Source organism: Kitasatospora sp. NPDC051705, assembly GCF_044453265.1.
Taxonomy (GTDB): domain Bacteria; phylum Actinomycetota; class Actinomycetes; order Streptomycetales; family Streptomycetaceae; genus Kitasatospora.
On the sequence record NZ_JBITCO010000009.1, the window covers coordinates 1 to 14,273 of the forward strand.

At 76.2% G+C, this 14,273-nt stretch carries 13 protein-coding genes; 8 read left to right on the forward strand and 5 right to left on the reverse strand.

Features of this window, described 5'->3' with window-relative positions; genetic code table 11:
• Nucleotides 1–122: 122 nt before the first annotated feature.
• On the reverse strand, nucleotides 123–923 hold the full coding sequence (locus ACIA8Q_RS14115; RefSeq protein ID WP_360207997.1) for a serine protease: 801 nt from the start codon (nucleotides 921–923) through the stop codon (nucleotides 123–125).
• Between the two features lie 141 nt (nucleotides 924–1,064).
• Between ACIA8Q_RS14115 and ACIA8Q_RS14120 the strand changes: the two genes are divergently transcribed.
• The 3 genes from ACIA8Q_RS14120 (at nucleotide 1,065) to ACIA8Q_RS14130 (ending at nucleotide 4,470) form a co-directional block, all read left to right on the forward strand.
• On the forward strand, nucleotides 1,065–1,925 hold the full coding sequence (locus tag ACIA8Q_RS14120) for an EI24 domain-containing protein (protein WP_360207999.1): 861 nt from the start codon (nucleotides 1,065–1,067) through the stop codon (nucleotides 1,923–1,925).
• Nucleotides 1,926–2,533: 608 nt separating this feature from the next.
• The gene (locus tag ACIA8Q_RS14125; protein WP_396317227.1) at nucleotides 2,534–3,217 is read left to right on the forward strand and encodes a transglycosylase SLT domain-containing protein; all 684 of its coding nucleotides are present in this window, start codon (nucleotides 2,534–2,536) and stop codon (nucleotides 3,215–3,217) included.
• A gap of 239 nt (nucleotides 3,218–3,456) precedes the next feature.
• Nucleotides 3,457–4,470 carry a glycosyltransferase gene (locus ACIA8Q_RS14130; RefSeq protein ID WP_360208005.1) on the forward strand — a complete coding sequence of 338 codons (1,014 nt, stop codon included), beginning with the start codon at nucleotides 3,457–3,459 and terminating at the stop codon, nucleotides 4,468–4,470.
• 98 nt (nucleotides 4,471–4,568) lie between these two features.
• Here the strand turns inward: ACIA8Q_RS14130 and ACIA8Q_RS14135 are convergent, their stop codons facing one another.
• Entirely contained in the window at nucleotides 4,569–5,192 is a 624-nt protein-coding gene (locus tag ACIA8Q_RS14135; protein ID WP_396317228.1) for an HIT family protein, read from the reverse strand.
• A 120-nt stretch (nucleotides 5,193–5,312) separates the two neighbouring features.
• Here ACIA8Q_RS14135 and ACIA8Q_RS14140 point away from each other — a divergent pair, with 120 nt between their 5' ends.
• Entirely contained in the window at nucleotides 5,313–8,234 is a 2,922-nt protein-coding gene (locus ACIA8Q_RS14140) for an FAD-binding and (Fe-S)-binding domain-containing protein (protein WP_396317229.1), read from the forward strand.
• Nucleotides 8,235–8,288: 54 nt separating this feature from the next.
• On the forward strand, nucleotides 8,289–8,699 hold the full coding sequence (locus ACIA8Q_RS14145; protein WP_387899795.1) for a PaaI family thioesterase: 411 nt from the start codon (nucleotides 8,289–8,291) through the stop codon (nucleotides 8,697–8,699).
• A gap of 43 nt (nucleotides 8,700–8,742) precedes the next feature.
• On the opposite strand, the gene ACIA8Q_RS14150 is transcribed toward ACIA8Q_RS14145, so the two are convergent.
• Together ACIA8Q_RS14150 and ACIA8Q_RS14155 are read right to left on the reverse strand one after the other, a co-directional pair.
• On the reverse strand, nucleotides 8,743–9,198 hold the full coding sequence (locus ACIA8Q_RS14150; protein WP_360208014.1) for a CBS domain-containing protein: 456 nt from the start codon (nucleotides 9,196–9,198) through the stop codon (nucleotides 8,743–8,745).
• Between the two features lie 75 nt (nucleotides 9,199–9,273).
• A complete protein-coding gene (locus ACIA8Q_RS14155; RefSeq protein WP_360208017.1) occupies nucleotides 9,274–10,263 on the reverse strand; it encodes a slipin family protein in 990 nt (329 codons plus the stop codon).
• Between the two features lie 148 nt (nucleotides 10,264–10,411).
• On the opposite strand from ACIA8Q_RS14155, the gene ACIA8Q_RS14160 reads away from it, so the two are divergent.
• Nucleotides 10,412–11,197 (forward strand): uracil-DNA glycosylase, encoded by a 786-nt coding sequence (locus ACIA8Q_RS14160; RefSeq protein ID WP_396317230.1) that lies wholly within the window; start codon nucleotides 10,412–10,414, stop codon nucleotides 11,195–11,197.
• Between the two features lie 172 nt (nucleotides 11,198–11,369).
• Here the strand turns inward: ACIA8Q_RS14160 and ACIA8Q_RS14165 are convergent, their stop codons facing one another.
• Nucleotides 11,370–12,257, reverse strand: coding sequence for a CHAD domain-containing protein (locus ACIA8Q_RS14165; RefSeq protein WP_360208020.1), 888 nt, complete (start codon nucleotides 12,255–12,257; stop codon nucleotides 11,370–11,372).
• Between the two features lie 384 nt (nucleotides 12,258–12,641).
• Here ACIA8Q_RS14165 and ACIA8Q_RS14170 point away from each other — a divergent pair, with 384 nt between their 5' ends.
• Together ACIA8Q_RS14170 and ACIA8Q_RS14175 are read left to right on the forward strand one after the other, a co-directional pair.
• Nucleotides 12,642–13,316, forward strand: coding sequence for a hypothetical protein (locus tag ACIA8Q_RS14170; protein ID WP_360208023.1), 675 nt, complete (start codon nucleotides 12,642–12,644; stop codon nucleotides 13,314–13,316).
• A gap of 137 nt (nucleotides 13,317–13,453) precedes the next feature.
• Nucleotides 13,454–14,272 carry a DsbA family protein gene (locus ACIA8Q_RS14175; protein WP_387899803.1) on the forward strand — a complete coding sequence of 273 codons (819 nt, stop codon included), beginning with the start codon at nucleotides 13,454–13,456 and terminating at the stop codon, nucleotides 14,270–14,272.
• The last annotated feature ends 1 nt before the right edge of the window (nucleotide 14,273 follow it).

The window sequence follows — 14,273 nt, forward strand, 5'->3', positions numbered from 1 at the left end:
GGGCCCGGGGGGGGGGGGGCCGGGCGGGGGGGGGCCGGGGGGGGGCGGCCCCCCGGCGGGGGGCGGCCCGGGGGGGGCGGCGGGGGGGGCCCCCCCCCCCCCGCCCCCCCGGCCGCGTGCCGTCAGAGCGAGGCCGCCGCCGCGGCGATGTCCGCCGCGTAGGTGCTCACCTGGGTGTAGATCCCCGGGTAGCCCGCCCGGGCGCAGCCGTTGCCCCAGCTGACGATGCCGACCTGGACCCAGCGCCCGGCCGCGTCCCGGCGCACCATCGGGCCGCCGGAGTCGCCCTGGCAGGTGTCCACGCCGCCCTTGGCGACGTACCCGGCGCACAGCGAGGCCCCGGTGTTCAGACCCGGGTAGGCCTGGGCGCAGGTGGCGTCGTCGACGAACGGCACGGTGGCCTTGAGCAGGTACCGCTGCTGCGACCCGCCCTCGGTCGCCGCGCCCCAGCCCATGATGGTGAAGGTGCCGTTGTCGTAGGCGGTCGAGGTGGCGATCGGCAGCGTGCTCACCGAACCGCCGGTGACGGGCGAGGCCAGCTTGATCAGCGCCCAGTCGTCGCCGTTCTCGGCGCCGGTGAAGGCGGGCGACTGGTAGACGTACGTGGAGCGCACCTTGACGGCGCCGCTGCCTCGCAGGTCGACCACGCCGGCCGTCGCGGTGATGCTCGAGTCGCTGCCGGTGCCGTCGACGCAGTGGGCGGCGGTGAGCACGATCTGCGGGGTGTAGAGCGCGCCGCCACAGCCCATCGAGAGCCGCACCACGAACGGGAACTCGCCCTGCGACGCCCGGGTGCCGCCGACGACGCTCGGCGAGGGCGTGGGAGAGGGTGCGGGCGCGGCCGCGGCGGGCAGCACCGATGCGCCGACCCCGAGTATCGCGGCCGTGAACAGGGTTAGGATTCTGCCGAACTGACGCTTCATCAGGCTCCTCCAAGACAGGTCGGGGAGCACGAGGGTCGCCCGGCCGGCGGCGCGGCAGGAGGGGGTGGAGCCTGCCGGTCCGATCTGGCAGGAACACGGCAATGCGGGGTTCCGGGCCGGGAAGCCCTAAGGTGATCGCCCATGCGAGATCTTGCGGCGGGGATGACGTACCTGGTCGGGGGCCAGAAGTGGGTCGGCCGACACGGCCGGTGGTGGGGGATCGGGATGATTCCCGCCCTGCTCGCACTGGTCGGGTACGCCGTCGCGCTCGTCCTCCTCGGCGCCTGGTCCACCGACCTGGCCGCCTGGGCCACCCCGTTCGCCGACCACTGGGGATCCCCCTGGCAGGCGCTGCTGCGCGACGCGCTGGCGGCCGTCGTCTTCGGCGGCGGGCTGCTGCTCTCCCTGCTGACCTTCACCGCCGTCACCCTGCTGGTCGGCCAGCCCTTCTACGAGGCGCTCTGCGCCGCGGTCGACGAGTCCGAGGGCGGCGCACCCACCCCGCCCGAGGTCCCGCTCTGGCGCGAGCTGGTCACCGCGGTGGCGGACAGCGTGACCGTGCTGCTCCGGGTCGCGGCGTTCGGCGTGGTGCTGTTCGCCTGCGGGTTCATCCCGGTGGTGGGCCAGACGGTGGTGCCCGCCCTCGGCTTCCTGGTGTCGGGCTTCTTCCTGACCGTCGAGCTGACGGCCGTCGCCCTGCAGCGGCGCGGCGTCCCGCAGCGCGAGCGGATCCGGCTGCTGCGCGCCCGGCTCGGGCTGGCGCTGGGCTTCGGCACCCCGCTGATCCTGGCCTTCCTGGTCCCGCTGGTGACGGTGCTCGCCATGCCGGGGGCGGTCGCGGGCGCCACCCTGCTGGCGCGGGACCTCGTCCCGGCGGAGCCGGCCCCGGCGGACGGGGAGGGCGAGGAGCACGGCCCGGCCGCCCAGGCCGCACCGCCCGTACCGCCCGCCCCGGCCGAGCGGCCGCAGCCCGTCCCCGGGAACCCGTACGCGGGTTCCTGAACCGGCGACCGCCCGGGCGCCGGGGGCGGGCTCCCGAACCGGTGACGGTGGTCGCGGGGGCGGGCTCCCGAACCGGTGACCGCCCGGTCACCCTGTGCCCACCTCGGCCCGTCGCCCGTGTGAAGCCGCCCACAGGCGTTCCGCCCTCTACTGCCCCCGATAGTGGACACCCCCGGACGCGACGGTGCGTGACCGCCCGGACCGGGGCGGCATCCCGTCCGCCGGGGTCCGGGTGACCCCGAAGAACGCAGGCCACCGCCCCTGCCGCCCTCGCGATCCGTCGCCGGAGGCCACCCCGGGCAACGAATTTCACAAATCGGGCAAATCACCCAAATGCCTCGGCCGCTCACCGTCACGGCCGCCCGGCGGCCACGATCCACCGTAGTAGCCCACGGCTTTGCCACTCACCGCCGACCCTGTCAAGAATGGCCCGTCGCCAGGCAGCGCGGCCGGCCCGACCGCCGCGCAGCCCGCCCGCCCCGCCAGTTCCGCCGGGGCGCCACGGCCGTCCCGGACGGCCGCGCGGGCCCCGCTCATCCGGGCGCCCGTGCGATGCCCCGCGCCCAGTGCCACCGGCACGGCCCCCGACGGAAGAGGATCTCGTCCGCATGCAGCTCAGCCATGCCCGCCGCAACTCGCTGATCACCGGTGTCGCCACCCTCGTCGTGGCGAGCGCCGCCACCGCCTCACTCGCCATCCCGCAGGTCGGCGACAAGGCCGAGGCCGCCGCCCCGGTGGCCGCGGTCTCGGTGGACGGCAAGCCGGTCACCGACCAGGCCGAGGCCGGCACCGCTGCCGCCGCCCAGACCGCCCAGACCCAGCAGGCCGCCCAGGCGCAGGCCGACGCGGACGCCGCCGCGGCCGCCCAGGCCCAGGCCCAGGCCCAGGCCGCCGCCCGGGCGCAGGCCGAGGCCGAGGCGAAGGCCCAGGCGGACGCCAAGGCCAAGGCCGACGCCGACGCGGCCGCCTCCCGCTCCCAGCAGCGCCAGAGCCTCTCCGGCTACTCCGGCACCCCGCAGCAGATCGCCGCGCAGATCGTCCCGGCCGGCCAGCTGCAGTGCTTCAGCAACATCGTGTTCCGCGAGAGCAGCTGGAACCCGCTCGCCGTCAACGCCTCCTCCGGCGCCTACGGCCTGGTCCAGGCCCTGCCCGGCTCCAAGATGGCCTCGGCCGGCTCCGACTGGCGCACCAACCCGGCCACCCAGATCAAGTGGGGCCTGGACTACATGAACTCCCGCTACGGCAGCCCCTGCGGCGCCTGGTCGTTCTGGCAGAAGCACCACTGGTACTGATCGCCCCCCGGCGCCGGGCACCCACGGCACCGAGCACCCCCGGGCCCGCGTCGCACCCGCGTCGCGGGCCCGGGGGTGCTCCCGGCCTGACGTGGACGCACCCGGACGCCTGACGTGGACGCGTCCGGAAGGCCACGTGAAGATATGGCGCACGGGCGTACGTTTTGCCATGCAATGCGGTGAATCACGGACCGTCAGGGCTTTGCCACGGTTCGCCTGCCCTCTTACGCTCCGGCGTCATGCCCTCACCCTTGATCAGCGTCGTGGTGCCCGCCTACGACCAGCACAAACAGCTCGCCGACTGCCTGGACTCGCTGCTCGCGCAGTCCCTGCGCGACCTGGAGGTGATCGTCGTCGCCGACCGCTCGCCCGACAGCGCGGTCGAGCTCGCCGACGCGTACGCGGCCCGGCACCCGCGGCTCTCGGTGCTGCACCTCAACGCGGCGGTCGGGGTCGGGGTGAGCCGGAACGCGGGGGCGGCGCGGGCGGCCGGCGACTACCTGCTGTTCCTCGACGCCGACCACCTGCTGCCCAGGGACGCGCTGCAGACCCTCGCCGACCGGCTCCAGCAGACCGGCCCCGTCGACCTCCTGCTGTTCGGCCACTCCCGTCGGCACAAGGACCGCGACTGGCCCGGCGGCGCCGAGGCCCTGCTGGCCGAGGCCGGCCCGGACGTGTTCGCGCCCTTCGACCAGCCGGCGCTGTTCGGTGCGCCGCCGCTGGTCTGGGACCGGCTGATCCGCCGCAGCCACTGGGAGGACCTCCGGCTGGCCTTCCCCGACGGCCGCTACGAGGAGATCCCGGTCGTGCACGCCGCACTGCTCGGTGCCCGCAAGGTCGCCGTGCTGCCGCGCGAGTGCGTCCAGCTGCGCCGCCGCGAGACCGTCCACCCCACCGGCTCCCCCGGCAGCAGCGTCTTCGACCTCTTCGACCAGTACGAGCACAGCTTCGCGCTGCTGGAGGACCAGCCGCACCTGTACGCGGTGCGGGACGCCCTGTTCGTCCGGATGATCCGGCACTACCTGTTCGTCTTCGACCTCGCCGGCTGCGTCACCCGCGCCGAGCGGCCGCAGTTCTTCCACCGGGCCGCCGAGCACCACCGCCGCTTCCAGCCGCCCGGCCACCGCCGCCCGGGCGGCCGCGAGGGCATCAAGTTCTCGCTGCTGGCCGGCGGCGCCTACCCGGCGTTCGAGGTGGCCAAGCTCTCCCACATCGCCCGCGGCACGCTCACCGGCTCCGGCCGCCGCTCCTGACCCGGCCACCGGGACCGGCGCCGGGGCAGCCGGGCCCGGGACGGGCAGGCCCGGACGCGGCCGGGCCCGGACGCCGGCGGGCTCAGACGCGGCCGGGCTCAGACGTGGGCGGTGCCGCCGTCCGCGGCCATCGCGGCGGCGATCCGGTGGGCGTTCGCGGCCCACATCCGCTCCGGGAGCGGCGGCAGCACGTCCATCCAGAGCGAGAGCGTCGAGCCGCGCAGCTGCAGCAGTCCCTCGGGGCGGGCGATCAGCCACAGGTGCAGGTGCGCGGCGCCGTCGCCCCAGCGGTTGACGTGCACCCGGGCGACCCCGTCCAGCGAGCGCAGGGCCCGTTCGACCCGCTGGAGCAGCGGGCCCAGCTGCGCCGCCTGCTCGGCGGGCAGGTCGAACAGGTCGTGGTGGGCGCGCGGCCACAGCAGCACCACGGCGGGCAGCCCGGAGGGCGACTCGGTGGTCCCCAGCCGCCAGTGCTCGTCCGTCCAGAGGAACTCCGAGTCCGGGCGGGCGCACTCGCGGCAGGTCTCCGGCCCCTCCTCGCCGTGCCGGGGCGGCTCGGGCCGTTCCGGCGCCGCCAGGGTGCGGACCTGCAGCTCGCCCTCGAACGGGAAGATGTCCCAGGTCTGCGCGCCGTCCACCGGCAGCGGCGGGCGCTCGCCGATCGGCAGCCGGGCGAGGTACTCGTCGGCGCCGGAGCCGCCGTCCGCGGGTTCGGTGATCATGGCCGCCGAGCCTGCCACATGACACCCCGTCGGCGGAAGGCCGGGGTGGCCGGTGTCCCTGCGGCCGCGCGGCTGCCATGATCGGCGGAGCCGTCGCCGCACCCGCCCGGGAGGTCCCTGGTGAGCCGTCCGTCCACCGCCCCCGGGGCGGAGCTGGCCCGCGAGCTGGCCGCCGTCCTGCGCGGCGAGGTCCGCTTCGGCGCCGCCGAACGGACCGTCTACAGCCACGACGCCTCGAACTACCGGCACCTGCCGCTCGGCGTGGTCAAACCCGCCGATCTCGACGACGTCCGCACCGCCCTCGCGCTCTGCCGCCGCCACGGCGTGCCGGTGGTGCCGCGCGGCGCGGGCACCAGCATCGGCGGGCAGGCGATCGGGCCGGGCGCGGTCGTGCTGGACTTCCGCCGCCACCTCGGCGCGGTGCTCGACGTCGACCCGGACGCCCGCACCGCCCGCGTCCAGCCGGGCACCGTCCTGGACGACCTGCAGCGCGCCGCCCGGCCGCACGGGCTGCGCTTCGGCCCCGACCCGTCCACGCACAGCCGCTGCACCCTCGGCGGCATGATCGGCAACGACTCCTGCGGCGCGCACTCGCTCGCCTGGGGACGCACCGCGGACAACGTCGAACGGCTGGACCTGCTCCTCGCGGACGGCACCGAGCTGACCGTCGGCGGCCCGCTCGGCCCGCGGGAGCGCGCCGCACTGCGCGAGCTGCCCGGGCGGGCCGGCGAACTCCACCGGGAGCTCCAGGACTTCACCGACGCCAACCTCGCCACCATCCGCCGGGGGATGCCCGAGCTGCCCCGCCGCACCTCCGGGTACCCGCTCGACGCCCTGCTGCCCGAACGCGGCCACGACCTGGCCCGCGCGCTCACCGGCACCGAGGGCACCTGCGCACTGCTGCTCGGCGCCACCGTCAGGCTGGTCGAGGAGCCGCCCGCCCGTGCCCTCGTGGTGGCCGGCTACCCCGACGAGGGGGCCGCCGCCGACGCCGTCCCCGCACTGCTGCCGCTCGGCCCGCTGACCGCCGAGGGCATGTCCGCCGACCTGATCGCCGCACTGCTCGCCGCCGGCCCCCGGCCGCCCGCCCTGGACCGGCTGCCCGCCGGCGAGTGCTGGCTGTTCCTGGAGACCGGCGGCGACACCCCGGTCGAGGCCTACCGGGCCGCCCGCCGGCTCGCCGACGCGGTGCGCCGCGAACGCACCGCCGCCGTCGCCCTGGTCACCGACCCCGTCGAACAGCGCCAGCTCTGGGCCGTCCGGGAGGCCGGCGCCGGCATCGTCACCCGGCTGCCCGGCGGCGGCGAGGCCTGGCCCGGCTGGGAGGACTCCGCCGTCCCGCCCGAGCGGCTCGGCGACTACCTGCGCGGGCTGCGCGCCCTGCTCCGCCGGCACGGCCTGCGCGGCGTCCCGTACGGGCACTTCGGCGACGGCTGCGTGCACCTGCGGATCGACTTCCCGCTCACCGAACCGACCGGCGTCCTGGTCTTCCGCGAGTTCCTGGAGCAGGCCGCCGACCTCGCGGTGTCCTTCGGCGGCTCGCTCTCCGGCGAGCACGGCGACGGCCAGGCCCGCGCCGAACTGCTGCCCCGGATGTACCCGCCCGGGATCATCGACCTGTTCCGCGCGTTCAAACGGATCTGGGACCCGGAGAACCTGCTCAACCCGGGCGCCCTGGTCGACCCGCGGCCGCTCGACGCCGACCTGCGCTTCGTCGCCGCCCCGCACCGCCCGCTCCCCCTCGCCCTCCCGTACGAGCAGGACGGCGGCAGCCTCACCACCGCCGTGCACCGCTGCGTCGGCGTCGCCAAGTGCGTGGACCCGACCACCGGCGTCATGTGCCCCAGCTACATGGCCACCGGCGAGGAGCGGCACTCCACCCGCGGCCGGGCCCGGCTGCTCGCCGAACTCCTGCGCGGCACCGAGCGGGCGGACGCGGCGATCCGCGACGGCTGGCGCTCCGCCGAGGTCCGCGAGGCGCTCGACCTCTGCCTCGGCTGCAAGGGCTGCGCGAGCGACTGCCCGGTCCACGTCGACATGGCGACCTACCGGACGGAGTTCCTGTACCAGCACTACCGGCACCGGCCGCGCCCGCTCGCCCACTACTCCATGGGGTGGCTGCCGCTCTGGCTGCGGGCCGCCGCCCTCGCCCCCGGCGCCGCCAACACCCTCGCCCGCTCCCCCGCCGCCGGAGCGCTCAAGCGGCTCGCCGGGATCGACCGGCGCCGCGTGCTGCCCGTCCTCCCGCCGGAGACCTTCACCCGCTGGTACCGCCGCCACCGCGCCGCCCACCCGGCCCCGGCCGGCGCCCGGCCCGTGCTGCTCTGGCCCGACACCTTCTCCGACCACCTGCAACCGGGCGTGGCGCGCTCCGCCGTCGAGGTCCTGGAGCACCTCGGCTTCGACGTCCGGCTGCCCGCCGGCCCGGTCTGCTGCGGGCTCACCTGGTACTCCACCGGCCAGCTCGGCACCGCCCGCCGGGTGCTGCGGCGCAGCCTGCGGGCCCTCGACGCCGCCGGGCTGCCCGCCGACACCCCGGTGGTCGGCCTGGACCCGAGCTGCACCGCCACCCTGCGCGAGGACCTGCCCCGACTGCTCGGCCCGGACGGCCGGCCGCTCGCCGGACGCACCCGCACCTTCGCCGAGTTCCTCGACGAACACGCCCCCGACGCCCCGCTCCCCCGCGTCCCGCTGGAGGCCGTCACCCAGACCCACTGCCACCAGCACGCCGTCCTCGGCAGCGCCGCCGACCGCCGGGTCGAGGCCCGGCTCGGCCTGCACAACCGCGTGCTGGACTCCGGCTGCTGCGGCCTGGCCGGCAACTTCGGCTTCGAACAGGGCCACTTCGAGGTGTCCGAGGCGATCGCCGAACGCGTCCTGCTCCCCGAGCTGCGGGCCGCCGGCCCCGACACGGTGGTACTGGCGGACGGCTTCAGCTGCCGCACCCAGATCGCCCAGCTCGCCCAGGGCCGGCAGGCCCTGCACCTGGCCGAGCTGATCGCCCGGGCCCTGCGGGAGCAGGCCGGCGGGGCGCCGCGCTGACCGCCCACGCGCAGAGGCCTGACACGGCGCCACCGGGCTTGCCACAATGGCGGGATGACCCTCACCACCGCCGAGGCGGACAAGATCCTGGCCGACAACTTCGCCCCCTGGGTCCAGGCCCTCGGGCTGTCGGTCGCCGGCGCCGGGGAACGGCACGCCGTGCTGCGGCTGCCCTGGTCCGAGCAGCTCGCGCGGGAGGGCGGCGGGATGTCCGGTCAGGCGCTGATGGCCGCCGCGGACACGGCGAGCGTGATCGCGGTGTCGGCGGCCCGCGGCGGTTTCGGTCCGATGACCACCGTCCAGCAGTCCACCACCTTCCAGCGCGCCGTCACCGGGCAGGACGTCCTGGTCCACGCCCGGGTGACCAAGCTCGGCCGGCGGATCGCCTTCCTCGACGTCACCCTCACCGCCGAGGGCGCCGAGGAGCCGGCCGCGCACGCCACCGCGGTGTACGCCCTGGCCTGAGCGGCGCGGCCCCGGTCACGGGCCGGGCCGCGCCCTGGCCGGCTCAGCCCTGGGACAGCTGCGCCACCACCGGCGGCTCCTCCGAGCAGACCGCCGACACGAACTCCGCCACCCGGGCCTGCGGCATCCCCCGGGCGATGTCGGCCTCACTGATCATGCCGACCAGCTTGTGCTCCGGGTGGTTGATCACCGGCAGCCGGCGCACCCGGTACTGCTCCATCACCCGCAGCACCTGCTCGGTGTCCTCGTCCGCCTCCACCGTCATCGGCCGGCCCATGGCCAGCTCGCCGGCCGTCACCTGCTCCGGGTCGCGGCCCTCCGCGATGCAGCGCAGCACGATGTCGCGGTCGGTCACGATCCCCAGCAGCTTGTCCTTCTCCCCGCAGATGGGCAGGGCACCGACGTCCCGTTCCCGCATGATCCGGGCGGCGGCGGCGAGGGTCTCGTGCTCGCGGATGCACTCCGCGCCCGGGTGCATGATGTCGCTGGCTCTGGTCATGGTCCGCCTCCTGGCTGGCTTCCAGCCCCTCGTCCATCGTGGTCCCGGCCCGCGACGGACGCCACCGGGCACCGGTCAGACCCGCGCGTCCGGATCCCCGTGCCCGTCCGGGGACTCCGCGTCCTCCAGCGGCGAGTGCTCCAACAGCTCCTCCAGCGGCGGCAGTTCGTGACGCTCGGGCTCCGGTTCGAGCTTTCCGCCGAGGCCCGCGTCCGGCCCCAGGTCGCGCTCCTCGGCGACCTCCTCCGCGGCCTTCGCCCCGGCCGCGGCCGCGGCGGCCGACAGCACCGCCAGCTGCTGGCTCTCCGCGGCGCTGTCCAGGAAGCGCAGCAGCTCCACCGGGAACGGCAGCACCAGCGTCGAGTTCTTCTCCGCCGCCACCTCCACCACGGTCTGCAGCAGACGCAGTTGCAGCGCCGCCGGGGTCTGGCTCATCACCGCCGCCGCCTCCGACAGCCTGGCCGAGGCCTGGAACTCGCCGTCGGCGGTGATGATCCGGGCCCGCCGCTCGCGCTCGGCCTCCGCCTGCCGGGCGATCGAGCGCTTCATCGACTCCGGCAGGGCGACGTCCTTGATCTCCACCCGGTCGATCTGGATGCCCCACCCGAGCGCGGGGCTGTCGATCATCAACTCCAGCCCCTGGTTGATCGGCTCGCGGTTGGCCAGCAGGTCGTCCAGCTCGCTCTTGCCGATGATCGACCGCAGCGAGGTCTGCGCGACCTGGGAGATCGCGAAGTTGTAGTCCTGCACGTTGACCGTCGCCTTCACCGGGTCCTCGACCCGGAAGTAGACCACCGCGTCCACCCGGACGGTCACGTTGTCCCGGGTGATGCCCTCCTGCGCCGGGATCGGCATCGTCACGATCTGCACGTTCACCTTGCGCAGCCGGTCCGCGATCGGCATCAGCGCCACCAGCCCGGGCTCCCGGACCTCCCGGCGCACCTTGCCGAACCGGAACACCACACCCTTCTGGAACTGCTGGACGACGCGGATGCTGAACGCAGCCCAGATCGCCCCCAGCCCCACCAGCCCCCCGATCGCCCCCAGCACCGCATCGACGATCATCGCGGCCTCCTCGCGGCTCCGCGGCCTCCTCGCGCCGGCCCGCCCGGCCCGGCCGGAGGCCGCCGGAGCAGCTGCTTCCACGCTACGCCTGCCCGGTCAAAGCCGGAACGAACCTCCGCCCCCGGCCCCACTCCCTAGGATCCTGTCCATGCCGCAGTCCCCCGCCGACGACCCCGGCCACCCCCGGCACCCCGCCGAGGCGGCCGCCCGCGCCGCCGACCTCAAAGTGCTGGACCGCGTCGTCACCGACTGCCGGGCCTGCCCGCGCCTGGTCGCCTGGCGCGAGGAGACCGCCCGCACCAAACGCCGCGCCTACCAGGACTGGGACTACTGGGCCCGCCCGATCCCCGGCTTCGGACCGCCCGACGCCCCGCTCCTCCTGGTCGGCCTCGCCCCCGCCGCCCACGGCGCCAACCGCACCGGCCGGATCTTCACCGGAGACCCCTCCGGCGACCTCCTCTACGCCGCCCTCCACGACCTCGGGCTCGCCAACCGCGCCGAGTCCGTCCGGCACGGCGACGGGCTGCGCCTGCACGGCGTCCGGATCACCGACCCGGTCCGCTGCGCCCCGCCCGACAACAAGCCCAGCACCGGCGAGCGCGACACCTGCCGGCCCTGGATCACCCGCGAACTCGAACTGCTGCGCCCCACCGTACGGACGGTCGTCGCCCTCGGCGGCTTCGCCTGGCAGGCCCTGCTGCCCGCCCTCGCCGCGGCCGGCTGGCTCGTCCCCCGCCCCCGGCCGGTCTTCGGCCACGCCTCCCACGTCACCCTGCCCGCCGCCGACGGCGGCCCCGCCCTCCAGCTGTTCGGCTGCTACCACGTCAGCCCGCGCAACACCAACACCGGCCGGCTCACCACCCCGATGCTCCGCGCCCTGCTCCGCACGGCCGCCGAGTCCGCCGGGCTCGACCCGCAAGCCCGGGAGCCCTGAGCCCCCGCGGTGCCGACCCCCGTGCGGCACCGCGGGGGCGGCCCTGAGTCGAACCGCCGGGTGGCCGTGGTGCCGCCGTCCACCGGGAGCGTCACGCCGGCGACGTACGAGGCGCGGCCGCTCAGCAGCCAGGCCGCCGAAGCGGGCCGGTGTCAGCCCGAGCGCGGCGCCGTCAGCCGAAGCGGGCCAGCCACCGGCGCGAGGCCCTCGCCCACGCCTGCGGCAGCCGGCCCCGGGCGCTCGCCTCCGCCGACAGCTGCCGCCCGTAGAGCGCCCCGTACCCGAAGGGCTCGGTGCTGCTCCCGGCCTGCCGAGCCAGGGCCGCGGCGGCCACCACCGCGTCCTGGTGCTCGCCGAGGACCTCCTGGACGGCCTTCATCCGCTCCGTGTACCGCTCGGCCGCCGCCCCGACGGCCGGGGCGGCGGTCTCCCCGGCGTAGCGGGCACGCTTGGCGGCCTTGCGGGCCTCGTGCAGGGCCCGGTCGCGCTCCTCGGCGGGCGCCGACCCGGCGGCGAGGGCCGCCTCGACCCGCCGGCCGGTGCGCCGCTGCTCGCGCCCGGCGATCCGGGCGAGTTCGGGCACCGCCGCGCGTGCGGCCCGGCCGCGCAGCGGGGGGTCGGCGAGGAAGGCGTCGAGGGCGTCGGCGAGGCCCCGGCGGCGCGGGTCGTCGAGCGCGGCGACCACCTCCGGCCGGATCCGCCGGTACTCGGCCCGCCCCCACCGTTCCAGCTCGGCCGCGACCCGCTCGGGCCGGCACTCGGCGGGCAGTTCGCGGGCCTGGGCGGCCAGCCGCTCGACGAGCACCTCGTGGTCCCGCGCCCGGCCGAGGGCGGCCGCCAGCCAGCGCAGTTCGGCGACCAGGTGGTCGGCGGAGCCGGGTGCGAGGAGCCGGCGGAAGGTCCGCAGGGCGCTGCGCAGCCGCCGGCAGGCGACCCGCATCCGGTGCACGGCGTCGGGCCGGTCCGCCCGGACGGCGCCGTCGAGGCCGGCCAGCACCGCCGCCTGGGCCTCGACGCGGGCCAGCAGGACCTGGCCCGCGGTGGCCTGGGAACGGGCCATGCGCGCTCACCCCCTCGCCGGACTCGGGAACGCCTTCCAGGCTACTGAACGCGACGGCGCGGTGCCGGGCCGCACGGGCCGGGCGGGGCTGCCGGGGCCGCCGGGGCGCGGCGGCCCGGGCGGGGTCTCGGGAACGGTCTGGGAACCCCGTACCGCGAGAACGTGCGAGCGGGGCGGGCGGAACCGGTCCCGACCCCGGAAGGTCAGTTCGTTCACGCGGCGGGGCACTACGCCCCGCCCCCCCGCGCACGCCGAGAGCGCCCCCGGTACCTGCGCTGAAGGGCCCTCAGGGCGGTGAACGGGCGGCCTCCGAGGGGCAACGGGCGCCCGCCGACCGGGTACGCGCCCTCGTGCCGGGTGTAAGCGTCGTGACATACTCCGGGCGTGACGACCTCCACCCGTGCGACCAGGGCCCTGCGGGCCGCGGTGTTCACCGCGCTCGCCGTGCCGCTGTCCGCGCTGGGCCAGGTCGTCATCACCGGTCGCCCGCTGCCGCTCACCCTGGTGGCCGCCGCGACCGCCGTCGTCTTCCTGGTCGCGGCCGCACTGGCCGGCGGGGAGCGGCGGCTGCTGCACATCACCGTCGTGATGGTGCCGGTCGAGCTGCTGCTGAACACGACCTTCAACCTCGGGCAGACCGGCTGTGGGCCGATCCTGTCCGAGCACGTGCCCGCGCGCGGCGTGAACCTGATCGTCTGTGGCGGCGGGTCGGTGGACGGCTCGCTGCTGGGCGGCCCGCTGGGCCACGCCGGGCAGTTGGCGCCGGCGGCGACCCAACTGCTGCTCCTGCTGGCGCACCTGGTGATCGCCCTGGCGGCCGCGGCCTGGCTGCGGCTGGGCGACGCGGCCCTGTCCGGGCTGGTCCGGGCGCTGCGTGCGCTGCGCCAGTCGCTGGGCCGCCCGCTGCGCGCCCTGGTCCTGCTGCTGGTCCCGGCCCCGGCCCGGCCGGTGCTGCGGGTGCCGCTGCCGGTGTCGGACCGCCCGCGGCCGCGCCGCGAGGACGTGGTCCTGAGCCCGGCTCCCCGGCGTGGCCCGCCGGTCCTCGCGCCTGCCTGCTGATCCTCCGTCACCCCGGCCGGTCCCCGGCCCCGGTACGCCCGCAGGCAGTGCGCACGACTCCCGCGTCCATCGATCACGCCGCACCAGGTGCGGCTTCCCGCGCGCCCTCGCGCGCCGCGTACAGGAGTTGACTTCCCATGGCTCAGGCCCCCAGCAAGCAGCAGGCCAAGCGCATCAGTGCCCGTGAGCGCATCCAGGAGGCGCAGCGCGTCGAGCAGCTGGCCGCGAAGCGCCGCCAGCGGATCGTGGTGGCCGTCTCGGCCGTCGTCGTGCTGGCCCTCGCGGGCGGTACCGCGCTGGCGATCGGCTCGGCGTCCGGCAAGGACGGGAAGCCGGCCGCGGCCGGTGCGCCCGCGCCGACCGAGCTGGTCGTGCCGGCGAACGCCTCCGGCCCGGACGGCACGGTGATCACCTACGGCAAGGCCGACGCCCCGCACACCATGGCGGTGTACGAGGACTTCCGCTGCCCGGTGTGCAAGCACTTCGAGGCGGCGAACGGCGAGACGGTCAAGAAGCTGACCGAGGACGGCTCGGTCAAGGTGGAGTTCCACCTGGCGGCCTTCCTGGACAAGAACCTCGGCGGCAAGGGCTCGCGCACGGCGCTGGCCGCGGCCGGGGCCGCGCTGAACGAGGGCGTGGACAAGTTCAAGCAGTTCCACGACGTGCTCTACGCAAACCAGCCCGACGAGCGCGAGGACGGCTTCGGTGACGTCGACCGCATCCTCGACCTGGCCGGCAGGGTGCCCGGCCTGAAGACGGACGCCTTCGTGAAGGCGGTCACCGACCGCACCTACGCGCCGTGGGCGGCGAAGGTCGCGGACGCGTTCAACGACAGCGGGGTCACCGGCACCCCCACGGTGACGGTGGACGGCAAGCCGATCAGCCTGTTCAGCGGCAAGGCCACCGTCACGCCGGAGCAGTTCACCGCGCAGGTGCGGCAGGCCGCCGGCCTCTGAG